This is a genomic window from Streptomyces triticirhizae (assembly GCF_003696235.1).
GTDB classification, from domain to species: Bacteria; Actinomycetota; Actinomycetes; order Streptomycetales; family Streptomycetaceae; genus Streptomyces; species Streptomyces triticirhizae.
The window spans coordinates 13,156-28,943 of the sequence record NZ_RFFJ01000065.1 but is presented as its reverse complement, the minus strand read 5'-3'; the positions used below and the strand labels follow the sequence as shown (position 1 = coordinate 28,943).

Annotated in this window: 12 protein-coding genes; 3 read left to right on the top strand and 9 right to left on the bottom strand. The window is 73.1% G+C overall.

The annotated features are described in order from the left end of the window. Nucleotides 1-75: 75 nt before the first annotated feature. Both EBN88_RS13850 and EBN88_RS13845 read right to left on the bottom strand, forming a co-directional pair. Nucleotides 76-366 carry a DUF3039 domain-containing protein gene (locus EBN88_RS13850; RefSeq protein WP_122184173.1) on the bottom strand — a complete coding sequence of 97 codons (291 nt, stop codon included), beginning with the start codon at nucleotides 364-366 and terminating at the stop codon, nucleotides 76-78. 11 nt (nucleotides 367-377) lie between these two features. Continuing rightward, the gene (locus EBN88_RS13845) at nucleotides 378-935 is read right to left on the bottom strand and encodes a YqgE/AlgH family protein (RefSeq protein WP_122184172.1); all 558 of its coding nucleotides are present in this window, start codon (nucleotides 933-935) and stop codon (nucleotides 378-380) included. A 131-nt stretch (nucleotides 936-1,066) separates the two neighbouring features. On the opposite strand from EBN88_RS13845, the gene murA reads away from it, so the two are divergent. Beyond that, the gene (gene murA, locus EBN88_RS13840) at nucleotides 1,067-2,386 is read left to right on the top strand and encodes a UDP-N-acetylglucosamine 1-carboxyvinyltransferase (RefSeq protein WP_122184171.1); all 1,320 of its coding nucleotides are present in this window, start codon (nucleotides 1,067-1,069) and stop codon (nucleotides 2,384-2,386) included. 115 nt (nucleotides 2,387-2,501) lie between these two features. Here murA and EBN88_RS13835 read toward each other — a convergent pair whose 3' ends face one another. From EBN88_RS13835 to EBN88_RS13800, 7 genes are all read right to left on the bottom strand, one after another. Continuing rightward, nucleotides 2,502-2,783, bottom strand: coding sequence for an HU family DNA-binding protein (locus EBN88_RS13835; RefSeq protein WP_062203791.1), 282 nt, complete (start codon nucleotides 2,781-2,783; stop codon nucleotides 2,502-2,504). 434 nt (nucleotides 2,784-3,217) lie between these two features. Continuing rightward, nucleotides 3,218-4,621 carry an NAD-dependent malic enzyme gene (locus tag EBN88_RS13825; protein WP_122184169.1) on the bottom strand — a complete coding sequence of 468 codons (1,404 nt, stop codon included), beginning with the start codon at nucleotides 4,619-4,621 and terminating at the stop codon, nucleotides 3,218-3,220. 372 nt (nucleotides 4,622-4,993) lie between these two features. Then, entirely contained in the window at nucleotides 4,994-7,357 is a 2,364-nt protein-coding gene (locus EBN88_RS13820) for a HelD family protein (RefSeq protein ID WP_122184168.1), read from the bottom strand. 562 nt (nucleotides 7,358-7,919) lie between these two features. Further along, nucleotides 7,920-9,155: a uroporphyrinogen-III synthase gene (locus EBN88_RS13815; RefSeq protein ID WP_122184167.1), complete on the bottom strand. Its 1,236-nt coding sequence runs from the start codon at nucleotides 9,153-9,155 to the stop codon at nucleotides 7,920-7,922. Nucleotides 9,156-9,437: 282 nt separating this feature from the next. Then, complete coding sequence (locus tag EBN88_RS13810) at nucleotides 9,438-10,835, bottom strand: nitrate/nitrite transporter (protein WP_122184166.1); 1,398 nt, start codon at nucleotides 10,833-10,835, stop codon at nucleotides 9,438-9,440. Between the two features lie 244 nt (nucleotides 10,836-11,079). After that, nucleotides 11,080-12,045 carry a DUF1015 family protein gene (locus tag EBN88_RS13805; RefSeq protein WP_267902558.1) on the bottom strand — a complete coding sequence of 322 codons (966 nt, stop codon included), beginning with the start codon at nucleotides 12,043-12,045 and terminating at the stop codon, nucleotides 11,080-11,082. A gap of 52 nt (nucleotides 12,046-12,097) precedes the next feature. Further along, on the bottom strand, nucleotides 12,098-13,348 hold the full coding sequence (locus tag EBN88_RS13800) for an ATP-grasp domain-containing protein (RefSeq protein ID WP_122184164.1): 1,251 nt from the start codon (nucleotides 13,346-13,348) through the stop codon (nucleotides 12,098-12,100). Between the two features lie 416 nt (nucleotides 13,349-13,764). Between EBN88_RS13800 and EBN88_RS13795 the strand changes: the two genes are divergently transcribed. After that, entirely contained in the window at nucleotides 13,765-14,646 is an 882-nt protein-coding gene (locus EBN88_RS13795) for a helix-turn-helix domain-containing protein (RefSeq protein WP_233580654.1), read from the top strand. 91 nt (nucleotides 14,647-14,737) lie between these two features. Further along, nucleotides 14,738-15,757: a helix-turn-helix transcriptional regulator gene (locus EBN88_RS13790; RefSeq protein ID WP_122184162.1), complete on the top strand. Its 1,020-nt coding sequence runs from the start codon at nucleotides 14,738-14,740 to the stop codon at nucleotides 15,755-15,757. Nucleotides 15,758-15,788 lie beyond the last annotated feature (31 nt).

Here is a 15,788-nt window from a genome sequence, read left to right as displayed (position 1 = left end):
GGCCGCGGCCGGAACGCCGCCGGCCGCGTGGGCCGGGCGCGGCGGCCGGCGCCGGCGGCCGGGGCGGGCGTTCGGCTACTTGTCGCCGCCCTTGCCGTCCTTGCCGCCACCGAACGAGCCCATGGACTCGTAGATCTCCTTGCAGGTGGGACAGACCGGGTACTTCTTGGGGTCACGGCCCGGCACCCAGACCTTGCCGCAGAGCGCCACGACGGGGGTGCCGTCGAGCGCGCTGGCCATGATCTTGTCCTTCTGGACATAGTGCGCGAACCGCTCGTGATCGCCGTCACCGTGCGTGGTCTGCGGGGTGGGCTCGACGATCGTGCCGGTGCCCGCTCCGCGCTCGGGCTCCTCAACAGTGCTCATGAGTACCTAGCCTAGTTGAGCGAGGGGTCGTCCGGGTATGTGGCGAGCAGCGCCAGAGTGCCCCGTTGACGGCGCAGCACCGCCCGCCACAGCCGCTCCGGCTCCGGCACGGAGACGTCGCCCGGCTCGGAGTCCACGACATACCAGGCGCCCTCCTCCAGCTCCCGCTCCAGCTGCCCCGGGCCCCAGCCGGCGTAGCCGGCGAAGATCCGCAGGCTGCCCAGCTCGGCGGCCAGCACCTCGGGCGGCGCCTCCAGGTCGACCAGGCCGATCGAGCCGTGCACCCGACGCCAGCCCAGCGGCCCGGCCCCGGGCACCACGGCCAGCGCCAGCGCCGCGTCCAGCGCGACGGGACCGCCCTGGAAGACCACGCCCGGCTCCCCCGCCAGCCGCGCCCACGGCTCCAGCACCTCGGACACGTCGACCGGCGTGGGGCGGTTGAGCACCACGCCCAGCGCGCCGTCCCCGTCGTGGTCCAGCAGGAGCACCACGGAGCGGTCGAAGTTCGGGTCGGACAGGGCTGGGGTGGCCACCAGCAGCCGCCCGGTGAGCGAGGAGACCTCGGACATGCGCCCATGATTCCCCATCCGGGTGTGCCGGGGGAGGGGTGGCCCCGGCCGGGCCGCAGGGACGGGGCGGGGTCGGCCCACTACCATTCCGAGTGGTCCCACGCACCCCTTTCGAACAGATCGCGAGTTCCATGACCGACGACGTACTCCTTGTCCACGGCGGCACCCCGATCGAGGGCGAGATCCGCGTTCGAGGGGCGAAGAACCTGGTCCCCAAGGCGATGGTGGCGGCCCTGCTCGGCAGCGCGCCGAGCCGGCTGCGGAACGTTCCCGAGATCCGCGACGTGCGGGTGGTGCGCGGGCTGCTCCAGCTGCACGGGGTGACCGTGCGCAGCGGCGACGAGCCGGGCGAGCTGGTCCTTGACCCCTCGCACGTGGAGAGCGCCAACGTCGCCGACATCGACGCCCACGCCGGCAGCTCCCGCATCCCGATCCTCTTCTGCGGCCCGCTGCTGCACCGGCTGGGGCACGCGTTCATCCCGGGTCTCGGCGGCTGCGACATCGGCGGCCGGCCGGTGGACTTCCACTTCGACGTGCTGCGGCAGTTCGGCGCCACCATCGAGAAGCGCGCCGACGGGCAGTACCTGGAGGCCCCGCAGCGGCTGCGCGGCTGCAGGATCCGGCTGCCCTACCCGTCGGTCGGCTCCACCGAGCAGGTGCTGCTGACCGCCGTGCTGGCCGAGGGCGTCACGGAGCTGACCAACGCGGCCGTGGAGCCGGAGATCGAGGACCTGATCTGCGTGCTCCAGAAGATGGGCGCGATCATCTCGCTCGACACCGACCGCACCATCCGGATCACCGGCGTCGACCAGCTCGGCGGCTACACCCACCGGGCGCTGCCGGACCGTCTCGAGGCGGCCTCCTGGGCCAGCGCCGCGCTGGCCACCAAGGGCAGCGTCTACGTCAGGGGCGCCAGCCAGCGGGAGATGCTGACGTTCCTCAACGTCTACCGCAAGGTCGGCGGCGCGTTCGAGGTGGACGAGAGCGGCATCAGGTTCTGGCACCCGGGCGGCCCGTTGAACGCGATCGCGCTGGAGACGGACGTGCACCCAGGCTTCCAGACGGACTGGCAGCAGCCGTTGGTGGTCGCGCTCACCCAGGCGTCGGGGCTCTCGATCGTGCACGAGACGGTCTACGAGTCACGGCTCGGCTTCACCAGCGCGCTCAACCAGATGGGCGCGCACATCCAGCTGTACCGGGAGTGCCTGGGCGGCACGCCCTGCCGGTTCGGGCAGCGGAACTTCCTGCACTCGGCCGTGGTCTCGGGGCCGACCACGCTCCAGGGCGGCGACCTGGTCATCCCCGACCTGCGGGGCGGATTCTCGTACCTGATCGCGGCGTTGGCGGCGCAGGGCACCTCGCGGGTGCACGGCATCGGGCTGATCAACCGGGGCTATGAGAACTTCCTCAACAAACTTGAGGAGTTGGGCGCCAAGGTCGAGCGTCCCTGAGCGAACGCGGGGCGTGAACGGCCCGGATGGGCACGCCTGAGCGACGGGTGAACGAACACGTGTAAGGGGTGGCCCCCTTGGAGGGGCCACCCCTTCAGTCGTCCTCAGCCGAGGGTCACTTGCCCTTGGCGGCTTCCTTCAGCTTGGTGCCGGCGGAGACCTTGACGCTGTACCCGGCCGGGATCTGGATGGGCTCGCCGGTCTGCGGGTTGCGGGCGGTGCGGGCGGCACGGTGAGTGCGCTCGAAGGTCAGGAAACCCGGGATGGTGACCTTCTCGTCGCCCTTGGCCACGACCTCCCCCACGGTCTCGGCAAGGGCCGCCAGCACGGCGTCGGCGTCCTTCCGAGTCACCTCGGCGCGCTCGGACAGAGCGGCCACCAGCTCACTGCGGTTCATATTTCGTACTCCCAAGTTCATCTTGCCAATGAGGCGTGAGATCGAAGCCGATGCTGCCAGGACCCACTGACACTGCCAGGACCAGGGGTCCTCCCTGGCACCCGGGTACGCATCCTGCCCTCACCAGTGGCGGGAAGGCCAATCCGAGGCCCCCGGTCGGACGCCCGAAGAGCGCCCAGGTCCCGCAGGTTGCGACGTGCCCGAGGCCGTGCCTCCCGGTCACCCTAAGGGGCAGCCGGAGCGCGGTGGCAACCGACTCGCCGCCCCGCGCGCCGGCGGCCCGGCCGACCGGGGTGAACGGGCTCACGTTCCCGGCCCGCGCCAGCGCCCTTGGCTCGCCGCGCCGTTGTGCGCTGGTGATGCGCGGCGCGCCGCCGCGCCCCCGATTCACCGTGGCGCGGCGGCGAGTTGACGCCCGTCGCCGCGCGGGGCGGTCAGGCGCGGCGCGCGGCCTCGCGCACCGCCTCGGCCACGGCGCCCGAGACCCGCTCGTTGAACACGCTCGGCACGATGTAGTTGGCGTTCAACTCGTCGCCGCCCACCACGTCCGCCAGCGCCCGCGCGGCGGCCAGCATCATCTCCGTGCTGACCGAACGCGACTGGGCGTCCAGCAGGCCACGGAACACCCCGGGGAAAACCAGCACGTTGTTGATCTGGTTGGGGAAGTCCGAGCGCCCGGTGGCCACCACGGCCGCCGTCTTCCTGGCCAGCGCCGGGTCCACCTCGGGGTCCGGGTTCGCCAGGGCGAAGACAATCGCACCATCGGCCATCGCCGCCACGTCCGAGCCGGTCAGCACGTCGGGCGCGGAGACCCCGATGAACACGTCGGCGCCGACGATCGCCTCACCCAGAGTGCCCGTGACGCCCTCGGGGTTGGTGTTGTCGGCGATCCAGCGCAGCGGGGAGTCGCCGTCAGCGTCGACCAGGTCGGGGCGGCCGGCGTGCACCACGCCGTGGATGTCGGTGACCACCGCGTGCTTGACGCCGGCCGCCAACAGCAGCTTGAGGATGGCCGTCCCGGCCGCGCCGGCGCCGGACATCACCACCCGCACCGTGCCCAGTTCCTTGCCCACGACGCGCAGCGCGTTGTGCAACGCGGCCAGCACCACGATGGCGGTGCCGTGTTGGTCGTCGTGGAAGACCGGGATGTCCAGCGCCTCGCGCAGCCTGGCCTCGATCTCGAAGCAGCGGGGCGCGGAGATGTCCTCCAGGTTGATCCCGGCGAAGCCGGGGGCGATCGCCTTGACGATCTCCACGATGGCGTCCGGGTCCTGGGTGTCCAGGCACAGCGGCCAGGCGTCGATCCCGGCGAACCGCTTGAACAGCGCGGCCTTGCCCTCCATCACCGGAAGCGCCGCGTGCGGGCCGATGTTGCCGAGCCCGAGCACGGCGGAGCCGTCGGTGACCACGGCCACGCTGTTGCGCTTGATGGTCAACCGCCGCGCGTCCTCGGGGTGCGCGGCGATCTGGGTGCACACCCGGGCCACGCCGGGCGTGTAAATCATGGACAGATCATCACGGTTGCGAATCGGGTGCTTCGAGGTCATCTCGATCTTGCCGCCGAGGTGCATCAGGAAGGTCCGGTCCGAGACCTTTCCGAGCGCCACCCCGTCGATCCCGCGCAGCTTCTGGACGATCTCGTCCGCGTGCGCCGTGGAACTGGCCGCGATCGTCACGTCGATGCGCAGCTTCTCGTGTCCCGACGCGGTGACGTCCAGGCCGGTGACCGAACCGCCCGAGGACTCCACCACCGTGGTCAGCTCGCTGACGGCCGTGCCGCTGGCCGGCACCTCCAGCCTGATGGTCATCGAGTACGAGACACTGGGCGCCGTTGCCATGGCCGAACTTCCTTCGCTTTCTCAAAGCCCCTCCGCCCGCGCGCGGCGTGCGAAGAACCGCCGCCGGCGGACCGCTGTCACCTTACGAGAGGCCCCCGTCACGCTGGAAGCCGGGACCGCCGACCGCCCTGACGGTAACAGCGGGGTGCGGGGCGCGGAAGCCGGATCGGAAACCAGCCGCCGGAGCGGAACGCGCGAGGCGGGGAATCCGGGGAATCGAAGGAGGGGAGAAAGGGCGCCGACCCGCCAGCTCGCCTCGCGGCAAGTGGTCGCTCGTAGCGACAATGGTTGGGCCCGGGGGCATGGAACGGGCCGACGCCATCTCCAGGCTACCTCACTGAGCCCGGGGGTCAACCGGGCTCAGTGCGCAGGTCAGCGCCGTGCGGCGGGGTCGGGGGCGGGCTCGCGGTCGCTCCCGCCGCCCGGCTCGGCGAGCCGCAGCGCCTCCGGCACGCCCGCCGCGTCCGGCCGGTCCTCCGGCCCCGAGAGCACCGTGAGCCGCTGCGTGGAACGGGTCAGCGCGACATAGAGCACCCGGGCGCCTGCCGGCGACTCGGCGACGATCCCGGCGGGCGCGACGACCAGCGTCGCGTCGTACTCCAGGCCCTTCGCCTCCAGGCTGCCCAGCACCACCAGCCGGTCGTCCGCGCCGGCCAGCCAGGACCGCGCCGTGGCCCGCAGGCCCATCGCCACCACCACGCCCACGGTCCCGGTCACCTCGGCCAGCAGGCGTTCCGCCTCGGCGCGCACCGCGTCCGGCAGCTCCTCGGCGTCGGCTGCCACCGCGTAACGGGGCAGCACCCCGGTGGAACGGACCGCCCTGGGCGGCGTGGCCCCCGGCATCGCCCGGGCCAGCACCCCGTCGGCGACCCGCGCGATCTCGGCCGGATTGCGGTAGTTGACGGTCAGCTCGAAGCGGCGGCGCGACCGGCCGCCGAGCGCCGCGTGCTGCTCGGCGGCCGCCTCCTCCGGCGCCGTCCAGGAACTCTGCGCCGGGTCGCCCACCACCGTCCAACTCGCCTGCCGGCCACGGCGACCCACCATCCGCCACTGCATCGGCGTCAGGTCCTGGGCCTCGTCCACGATCACATGGGTGTAGTCGAACCGCTCCTCGTCCCGCTGGGGCCGCTCGCCCCGGTCAGCCCGGCGCTCCAGCCGTTCCGCGTAGGTGGTCAACTCGGCGACACCGCCCAGCGCGTCCAGCTCGTCCAGTCCGCCGCTGCCGCGCTCGGCCGGCGCCGGCCTCGGCGGGGTGCCCAGCAGCGCGCGCAACTCGTCGAGCAGCGCCACGTCGTGGGCGGAGAGCCCGCGCCCCTCGGGCGTGACCCGGCGCAGCGAACGGGCCAACTGCCGCACCTCGCGCGGCCGCAGCAGCCGGCGCGCCCAGCGGGCCAGGCGCTGCTCGTCGGCCATGGCCAACAGCGCCTGGAGCGGGGTGCGCTCGGGCCAGAAGGCGGCCAGGAACTCCTGGAAGACGTCCTCCTCGCCGATGTCCTCGAAGAACCCGTCCCTCGCCTCGGCCGCCAACTCCGGGTCCTGGTAACGGGCGGCGGCGCCCGAGCGGTGCCAGAGCGCCTCCAGCAGCAGCCGGCGGGCGCGCGGGCGCAGCAGGTTGACGGGCGCGCTGCCGCCGGCCACCTGGCGGCGGACCCGCGCCAACTCGTCGGCGTCCAGCTCGACCCGGCGGCCGAAGGCCACCACCCGCAGCGTCCGGGGCGCGTCGGCGTCCTCGGTGACGCCGCGCGCCACCCGCGCCAACAGCCGCGCCATCACGGCCGATCCCTTGATCGCGGCGACCCGCTGCTCGTCGTAGGCGTCCGCCTCGAACCCGTCGACCAGGGAGCCCAGCGCGCGGATCACCACCTGCCCCTCCTCGCCGAGCGAGGGCAGCACGCCCTCGGTGTAGGAGACCAACAGCGGCGTGGGACTGACCACCAGGATGCCGCCGGCGTAGCGGCGTCGGTCCTGGTAGAGCAGGTAGGCGGCGCGGTGCAGGGCGACCGCCGTCTTGCCGGTGCCGGGGCCGCCGGTGACCTCGGTCACCTTCCCCGCCGGGGCGCGGATCACCTCGTCCTGCTCGGCCTGGATGGAGGCGACGATGTCGGTCATCCGGTGGCCGCGCTCCCGGCCGAGCGCCGCCAGCAGCGCGCCGTCGCCGACCACCGGCAGCTCGCGGCCGTCCAGCAGCGCCCGCAGCCCCGGGCGCAGCAGGTCGTCCTCGACGCCCAACACCCGGCGCCCCCGGCTGCGGATCACGCGCCGGCGCACCACCCTGCCCGGGCGCAGCGGCGTGGCCCGGTAGAACGGCGCGGCCGCCGGCGCGCGCCAGTCGATCACCAGCGGAACGTAGTCCGCGTCCAGCACCCCGAGCCGGCCGATGTGCAGGGTCTCCGCGATCTCCGCGACCTGCCCGCCGTCCTCCTCCCGCACCGCGTCGTCGGCGGGCTCGACGGAGGTGGAGGCGCCGTCCGGGCCGCGCACCCCGTCCTTGCCGGCGAGCAGGTCGATGCGGCCGAAGAGGAAGTCCTCGAACTCGCGGTTGAGCCGGGAGAGATGGAGCCCCGCCTGGAAGACCTGCGCGTCCCGCTCGGCGAGCGCGCCGGGCGTACCCACCTGGCCGCGCCGGGCGGCGTCCGCCATCAGGTACTCGGCCTCATGGATCTTCTCGGTCAGCCGTCCGTAGACGGCGTCCAGATGCCGCTGCTCGTCCCGGATCTCCCGGTCTCGCACGTCCAACGCCTCGGCCCCCTTCTGCTGCTGTGGCAGGGCAGCCGACAACCGTACGCGACATTTGCCCACGGCGTTCCCGGGGACGCGCGGCGGTGGTCTCTGACAATGGCGGACGCGTCTGCGGCGAGGAGCCCGGTATCGCGCCTACGGCGCGGCGATGCCTCCGGCAGGGGAACGCGCCTGCCGGCGAGAGGGACTGGGAACGACGGTGCGGCGCGGCGGTGCCGCCGGCAGGGCGAACGGCACCACCACGCGCCGTGGACATGCGGAACACGAGCCGCCGGTGACGCACGAGGAGACAACCGGCCCGCGCCGGCGCACAACGGCCGGTACCGCGACGTGGCGCGCCTCCCGACGACGGGGGCGGACACCGACGACGAGACGGTGGGACGGGCATCCGGCACAGGGCCCGTGCGGCGGCGCGTGCGGGCGGACATCCGGGACATGCGGCCAGCCCGAGCCGGGCAGCCCCGAGTGACGGGCCGAGCCCGGGCGCAGGGGGCTGGCCGACAGTCCGGCAGCGCACCGGAGGAAGCCGTGTCGCGCGCCGGCCCGCACGCCCGTTCGCTCAAGAAGTGCCGCCGCCGCCCGGCCGCCGCAGGCGGCGCGGCGGCCGGCGACTCCCGAAACCCCGGCCGGGCAGGCCCTGGTCCCCGTACTTCGGCCCGTCCAGGGCCGGGTCCAGCGCCAGCCGGTAGCCGCGTTTGACCACCGTCTGGACCACGGCGGGGGCGCCCAGCGCCGTCCGCAACCGCGCCATCGCCGTCTCCACGGCGTGCTCGTCCCGCCCCGCGCCGGGGAGCGCGCGCAGCAGCTCGGCGCGCGAGACGACCCACCCCGGCCGGCGCGCCAGCGCGCGCAGCAGCGCGATGCCCGCCGGCGGAACGGGCCGCAACGCGCCGTCCAACACCACCGCGCGCCCCCTGATCTCCAGCCGGTGGCCCGCCACCGGCAGGGTCTCCACCCGGGCCGGGAGTTCCGCGCAGAGCAGCTGCACCAGCGGGCCGAGCCGGAACCGTTCCGGCTGCCTCGTTGGCACGTCGTGCGCCTGGAGCGGCAGCGCGGTGACCGGGCCCACGCAGGCGGCCAGCACATGCCGCTTGAACGCGTCCAACAGCGGCTCCAGCAGCGCCCGTTCCTCCGCCCGCCGCAGGAACGACGCGGCGGCCGGCGCCGAGGTGAACGTCACCGCGTCCACGCCCCGGGCCAGCGTGGCGTCGATCAGTCGGTCGACGGGCGCGATGTCCGCCGGCGGCATCCAGCGGTAGACGGGCACCTCCACCACCTCGGCGCCGGCGGCGCGCAGCGCCTCCAGGAAGCCCGGCTGCGGCTCGCCGTGCAGCTGGAGGGCGAGCCGGCGTCCCTCGACGCCCTGGTCGAGCAGCCGCTGCAACACCTCGGCCATGGACTCGGACGCCGGTGACCACCGCTCGGTCAGCCCGGCGGCCCTGATCGCGCCGCGCACCTTGGGGCCGCGCGCCAGCACCTCCGTGGTGGCGAGGGTGGTCAGCAGCGGCTCGCCGAGCCCCCAGCCTTCGGCGGCCTCCACCCAGCCCCGGAAGCCGATGGCCGTGGTCGCGACCACGATGTCCGGGGCGCGGTCGATCAACGCGCGGGTCGCGGCGAGCAGTTGGTCGTCGTCGGCGAGTGGGACGATGCGCAGCGCCGGGGCGTGCGTCACCTCGGCCCCGCGCCGGCGCAGCAGCGCGCCCAGCTCCTCGGCTCGGCGCGCGGCCGTCACCCCGACGGCGAAGCCGTCGAGGGGCCGGACGTCGGTTTCCTGGCGCTGCTCTTGCTGGGGCATGGGTCTGACCGTTCCACCCTGGTTGCTCGCTGACGTGCTGGCTGGCCGTCGCGGCCCGGCGGCGCCGGGTCGCCTGCCGGACGGTTCGATGATGACGGACCGGCCGCCGTGACCTGGCCGGACCGCCGCAGGGCCCGGAGCCGCGCCGCCCCGGGGGCCCGGCTGCCGCCGAGCCTGACAAGGCGGCGTGACGGGCCCGGTTCCGCCGCGTTTCCCCCGCGTTACGCCGACCGAGGGGCGACGCGCCGGTCCGTCGGCCCGGCGGCTCCGGGTCGTGTCCGTCTAGACCCCGGTGTACGCCGGCACCTCGCTGGGCCGACCGCCCGCGACGGCCGCGCCGCCGCCCCCGGTCGCCGCCCGACGCGCGCCGCGCAGGTATACGGCCCAGGTCACCGCCGAACACAGTCCGTAGAAGGCGAGGAACGAGACGAACGCGTTGACCCCGGACCCGGTGGTCAGAAAGGACTGCCGGAACGCGAGGTTGATGCCGAGGCCGCCGAGCGCCCCGACCGCGCCGATCAGCCCGATCGCCGCGCCCGACAGCCGCCGTCCGTAGGCCGCCGCCTCCTCGCCGCGCAGGCCCATCGCCCTGGCCTTGGCCTGGTAGATGCCGGGGATCATCTTGTAGGTCGAGCCGTTGCCCACGCCGCTGAGCACGAAGAGCGCGATGAAGCCGACCAGGAAGACCGCCAGCGACTCGGCGCGCGAGGCCACGATCACCACCCCGGTCGCCGCCGCCATCCCCAGGAACGTGAGCAGCGTGATCCGCGCCCCGCCGAACCGGTCGGCCCAGTGCCCGCCGAACGGCCGCACCAGCGAGCCCAGCAGCGGCCCGATGAAGGTGATCGAGGCGGCCTGGAGCGGGGTGCGGTCGAACTGGTTCTGGAGGACCAGGCCGAACGCGAAGCTGTAGCCGATGAACGAGCCGAAGGTGCCGATGTAGAGGAACGACATGATCCAGGTGTGCGCGTCCCTGACCGACTCCCTCGCGGCGCCGGTGTCGTTGGTGACCGGCGCCAGGTTGTCCATGTAACGCCAGGCCAGCGCGGCGGCCACCACGATCAGCGGGGTGTAGACCGCCAGCAGCACCCGGGGGCTGCCGTCGCCGGCGGTGGCGATGACCAGCAGGCCGACGAGTTGCACCACGGGCACGCCGATGTTGCCGCCGCCCGCGTTCAGGCCCAGCGCCCAGCCCTTCTTCCGCAGCGGGAAGAAGGCGTTGATGTTGGTCATCGAGGAGGCGAAGTTGCCGCCGCCGACCCCGGTCAGGATCGCCACCAGCATGAATGTCGTATACGAGGTGCCGGGCTCCATGACCACCCACGCGGCGACCGTCGGCAGCAGCAGCATCGAGGCCGAGACCACCGTCCAGTTCCGGCCACCGAAGCGGGCCACGGCGAACGTGTAGGGCACCCGCACCACCGCGCCCACCAGGGTGGCCGTGGAGACCAGGAAGAACTTCCCGGCCGGGTCGATCCCGTACTCGTCGCCCATGAACAGCACCAGCACCGACCAGAACGACCAGATCGAGAAGCCGATGTGCTCGGAGAGAACGGAGAAGACCAGGTTCCTGCGGGCGACGGACTCTCCCGTGGTCCGCCAGAAGTGCTCGTCCTCCGGGTCCCACTCCTCGATCCAGCGCCCACCCCGACGGGCGGCCCGTGGTTTGACGTCTGACATGGCGCCTCCAGCGCGGTGCGATGGGTGTGCGGGTGTGTACGGGTGGGACGTGCGGGCGGGTGAGATGTCCGAGGCGGACGGTGGAAGGACTCCCCCGAGTGCGGCCGAAGGTAACAACGCCCGACTTCCGGCCTGTTGGCAGCAGGTGACACAGACGAAACCTCGGGCTCACCCGCCGCGCCCCGCCGACGTGAGCCCGCCGGGCCGAGGCGCCCGGAGCCGTCCCCGCGCGGCGGCCGTCCGTTCAGCCCGGGGCGCCCAGCTGGCCGGGCAGCGGGGAGGGGCCCAGGTGGGTGCTCTTCGGCGGCATCCCGGTGCCGCTGGCCGCGCCCGCCCAGATCTGGTCCCAGGTCGGCGGCGGCAGGATCAGGCCCACCTCGTCCGGCGCCGGATAGTGGCTGGTGTAGCGGAGCGCGGGCGACAGCTGCTGGTCCTCGCAGAGCGCGGGGATCAGCACATGGTCGCTGATCGCGGCCGGCAGCTCGACCCACTCGACCGGCAGCGTCCGCAGCCGCCCGGCCAGCGCGGCCGGCGAGATCTCCGACAGGCCCCAGATGCGGCCCTGCCCGGTCAGCAGATAGGTGCCGGGGCGCGGCACCGGGCGCCGGGCCGGCGGGAGTTCGCGCACCCGCGCGATCCGCTCGGCGGCGCGCACCGCCCGTTCCAGGTCGAGCCCCGGCACCACGCGGTGGGTCGCCGAGAGCGTCAACGGGTAGCGCCGGTGGTCCACGACCAGCGCCAGCAGCCGGTCCCCCACCGCGCCCGGGTGCGCCCGGCGCAGCCGGCGCGCGGCCTCAAGGCGGTGGTGCCCGTCGGCCAGCAGCATCGGCGGCAGCGCGGGCGGGTCGATGGTCCAGGCGACGTCGCAGGCCCACAGGCGTTGCAGGCCGCCGCCCGGGACGGGCAACTCCTGGTCGACGGGCCGGCGGACGGTCTCCTCGATGCACGCGTGGAAGGCGCCCAGGTCGGGCGCGGCCAGCAGCAGCGGCTCCACGCTGCCGCCGCGCTCCTTCAGCAGGCGGGCCTGGAACCTGACGGCCGTCTCCCCGACCTGCTGGTGACGCAGCACATGCCCGCTCTCCACCCCGTGCAGGCTCAACGCGCCGAGGACACCCCGCTGTTCGACCGAACCCACGCCGTCGACGCGCTCCAACACGTAATAGCTGGCGCGGCCGAGCGGTCGGGCGAGAACACCGTGGAAGGGGAGCAGCAGATCCGTGCGCGGCGCCGGGCTCTCCGGCGGGACCAGCGGACGGGACAGCTCAGGCAGCAGAGTGCTCCTCCTCGTTCGCGGACACGGGGACCACGACCGGCCGCAGGACGTCCTGCGCCTTTCTGAGCACGGCCTCCAGCTCCTGGGGCCCGTCCGTCACCGCCGTGACGCAGCCATGTCCGGCGACCCGGCTGGTGGTCTCCGGAACATGGCCGCCCAACGGAACGGAGATCTCGACCTCCGTGACCCCGGGCAGCGCGAGCGCCTCCTCGATCCCCTCGACCGCGACCAACACGCCGGGCGGCAGCCGGAGTTGACGGACGCCGGCGTACCGTTCCCGGGTCTGTCGTGCGGGCTGGGGCAGGCCGAGCGCGGTGGCGATGGCCAGGGCGGCGAGGTCGGTGCCCCTGGCCAGCAGCAGCAGGTCGCTGACGGGGTCCTCGCCCGGGTGGGCGTGCGACTCGACGAGCCGGGGGCCCGCCGAGGTCAGGATCACCTCGGTCTGCGAGGGCCCGCTGCGATGGCCGGCGGTGTTGAGGGTGGCGACGACCAACTGGTGGATCTGTTCGATGGTTTCCTCGTCCAGCTCCGCCGGCAGGTCGTACCCCGTCTCCCTGCTCTCCGGCGCGCCGGAGGTGTACTTCCTGGAGACCGCCAGGACGGTGTGCGCGCCGGCCAGGGAGTGGGCCTCCACGCTGAACTCGGGTCCCTCCAGGAACTCCTCGACGATGAGGGCCGGTTCCGGGGGCAGCCCGGCGGCCAGGAACGCCGCGTCCGCCACGTCACGCAGCAGATGGACGTCCTGGCCGCCGAAACCGGTGCGTGGCTTGGCCACGCACGGGAAGCCAACGCGCAGGGCGACGGCTTCCAGATGCGCGGCGCGGTCGCAGTGCTCGAACCGGACGGGGGCACCGGTGAGCTGGTTGACCTTGCCGCGCAGGGCCGCCTTGTCCGTGAGGTACGCGACGGCCGCATGGGGATTGCCAGGAAACCGCAGGGCCTCGTTCGCGCGGGCCGCCGCGAGGGCGCTCGCCTCGGCGAAGCCGAAGATGGAGATCCTGGCCGGGAGGTTGGCGAGGTGGCCGATCGACATCATCAGCCGCGAGTGGTCCATCCACTGCACGGTCATCGCGTCGTCGGCTGCCTCGACCGCCTCCCGAACGCCGGGTTTCGAAAGGTCCGGTGCGAGGACCAGGGTGCTCGCACCAACCGCCCTGGCCGCCTCGACGACCGAGCGGCGCGGGCTGAGCAACACCGCCAGGGGCGTCGGTGGTGTCGTCATGCCGCCCTCGCTGCTCACGCGAACCCTCCGAAAACCCGGATCAGGCCCAGATGTTCGTGACCTGGGCGGCCTGGGCGGAGGACTCGTCGGCGGAGCCCTGAGCGGCGGCTACTCCACCGGACACAGCCGCGACGACAAGGGCTGCGATAAGGCTGAGAGCAAACTTCTTCACGGGTTCCCTCTTCCGTGTCCACATAGACGAACATGAGTGGCATGCTGGCGCAATCATGCTCACGAGCATTCACGGAGAAGTCGATAGAGTCACTGTGGCATCATCTCGCCTGTCAAGTTGACGCCAAGGGGCTGGCCGACGTCGTTCGAGGAAGAAGAGCGTGCACGAATCCGGCGAAATAGACGCAGCGGCGACCCGAGTCTACCGGCTCCGCGTGATCCATCCCACAGATTCGGTGAGCCAGATCGCGACGCGCGCTGGATTGACCGAAGACGAGGTCACCACGGCCGAGGAACGACTCTTCACGCTCGGTCTGTTGCGCACTTCGCCCAGCGGCGGCCGGGTCGCCATCTCGCCGGAGAGCGCGGCCGACGCCCTGCTCGCCCCGCTCGAACAGGACATTCTGCAACGGCGCATCGCCATGGCCGCCACCAGGGCGAGGCTGCACGCGCTCTCCGGGGACTATCTGGAAGCCCGCTCGATGCGCTCGGCCAAGAGCAGCATCGAGGTGGTCGAGGGCATCGAGAACATCCGCGCCGTCATCGACGACCTCGCCCGCACCTGCACCGAGTCGCTGGACGCCCTGGTGCCGGGCGGCGGCCAGCCCGAGGGCGCCATCCGCGCGGCCACCCCGCTGGACCTCGAGACGCTGGAACGTGGTGTGAAGACGCGGATGCTCTTCCAGCACACCGCGCGCAAACACCGGGCCACCGTCGTCTACGCGGGCACCCTGATCGCCGCCGGCGCCCAGGTCCGCAGCGTCAGCGTCCTGCCGTCGAGAATGCTGATCTACGACGCCAGCTGCGCGGTGTTGCCCATCGACCCGCTGCACACGGCCGCCGGAGTGGCCCTCGTTCGGGCGCCGGCGGTGCTCAACTTCCTACAGCAGCTCTTCGAGCACTACTGGGACCGGGCCATCGACTTCGCCGAGGAGGACCAGCGCTCCGGCAGCGAGCCGTCCGACGTGGAGCGCGACGTGTTGGTGCTGATGGCGGCGGGCAAGAAGGACGAGGCCATCGCCCACCAACTCGGCATGTCGCCCCGGTCGGTGAGCAGGGTGGTGGCCCGGCTGATGGAACGCCTGGGCGCCGACAGCCGCTTCCAGGCCGGCGCGCGCGCCGCGCTCCAGGGCTGGCTGTCCTGACCTCGTATCTGGCCCCGTATCCGGCCCTGTAACAGTCCGAGCCACGGCCGGCACCGGAGAACGGTTGAGCAGGAGGAGACGACCGACCGCGATGATCGACCATGAGGCCGACGTACTGATCGAGCACGAGATCGACGCCACCACGGTGCGGATCTACCAGCTGCGGGTCACCCACCCGACCGACCACACCGCCGAGTTGGCCGAACGCGCCGGGCTGACCACCGACGAGGTGCGCCGCGCCGAGCGGCTGCTCTCCCGGCTGGGGCTGCTCCAGCCGACGCCGGGCGGCGGCTGGGTGGCGATCAACCCGGAGAACGCGGCCGAGAACCTGCTGGCGCCTTTGGAGGGCGACATCCTCCGGCAGCGGGTGGCGATGGCCGCGACCAGGGAGCGGCTGCACGCGCTCTCCGGGGACTATCTGGAGGCCCGCTCGATGCGCTCGGCCAAGAGCAGCATCGAGGCCGTGGAGGGCATAGAGAACATCCGCGCCGTCATCGACGACCTCGCCCGCACCTGCGTCAGGTCGCTCGACGCGCTGGTGCCGGGCGGCGGGCAGAGCGAGGCGGCGCTGGCGGCCGCGGCACCGCTCGACATGGACCTCCTCAAGCGCGGGGTGCTGATCCGCTCGCTGTTCCAGCACGGCGCCCGCCGGCATCGGCCGACCGCGCGGCACGTGGAACGCATCACCGCCGCCGGGGCGATGGTCCGCACCACCGGGGTGCTCGCCTCCCGGATGCAGATCTACGACGACGAGGTGGTGGTGCTGCCGCTGGACCCGGGCCGCTCGGGCGCGGGGGTCGCCCTGGTCCGCGACCCGGCGGTGGTGGACTACGCCAGCCAGTTCTTCCAGCTCAGCTGGGACGAGGCGCTGGACTTCGAGGGCCGGGGCGACCAGCCGACGGCGACGCCGGAGAAGGCGCCGATCGGCCAGGAGCGGGACGTGCTGCTGATGATGGCCGCCGGCCTGTCCAACGACGAGATCGCCGAGCGGCTGGGCGTCTCCCAGCGGTCGGTGAGCCGCGTGGTGGCCAGCCTGATGGCCCGGCTGAACGCGACCAACCGCTTCCAGGCCGGCGTCGAGGCGGCCGCCCAGGGCTGGCTCACCACCTGAGGCGCCCTCGGGCGCGCCGGGCCGGCCCGGC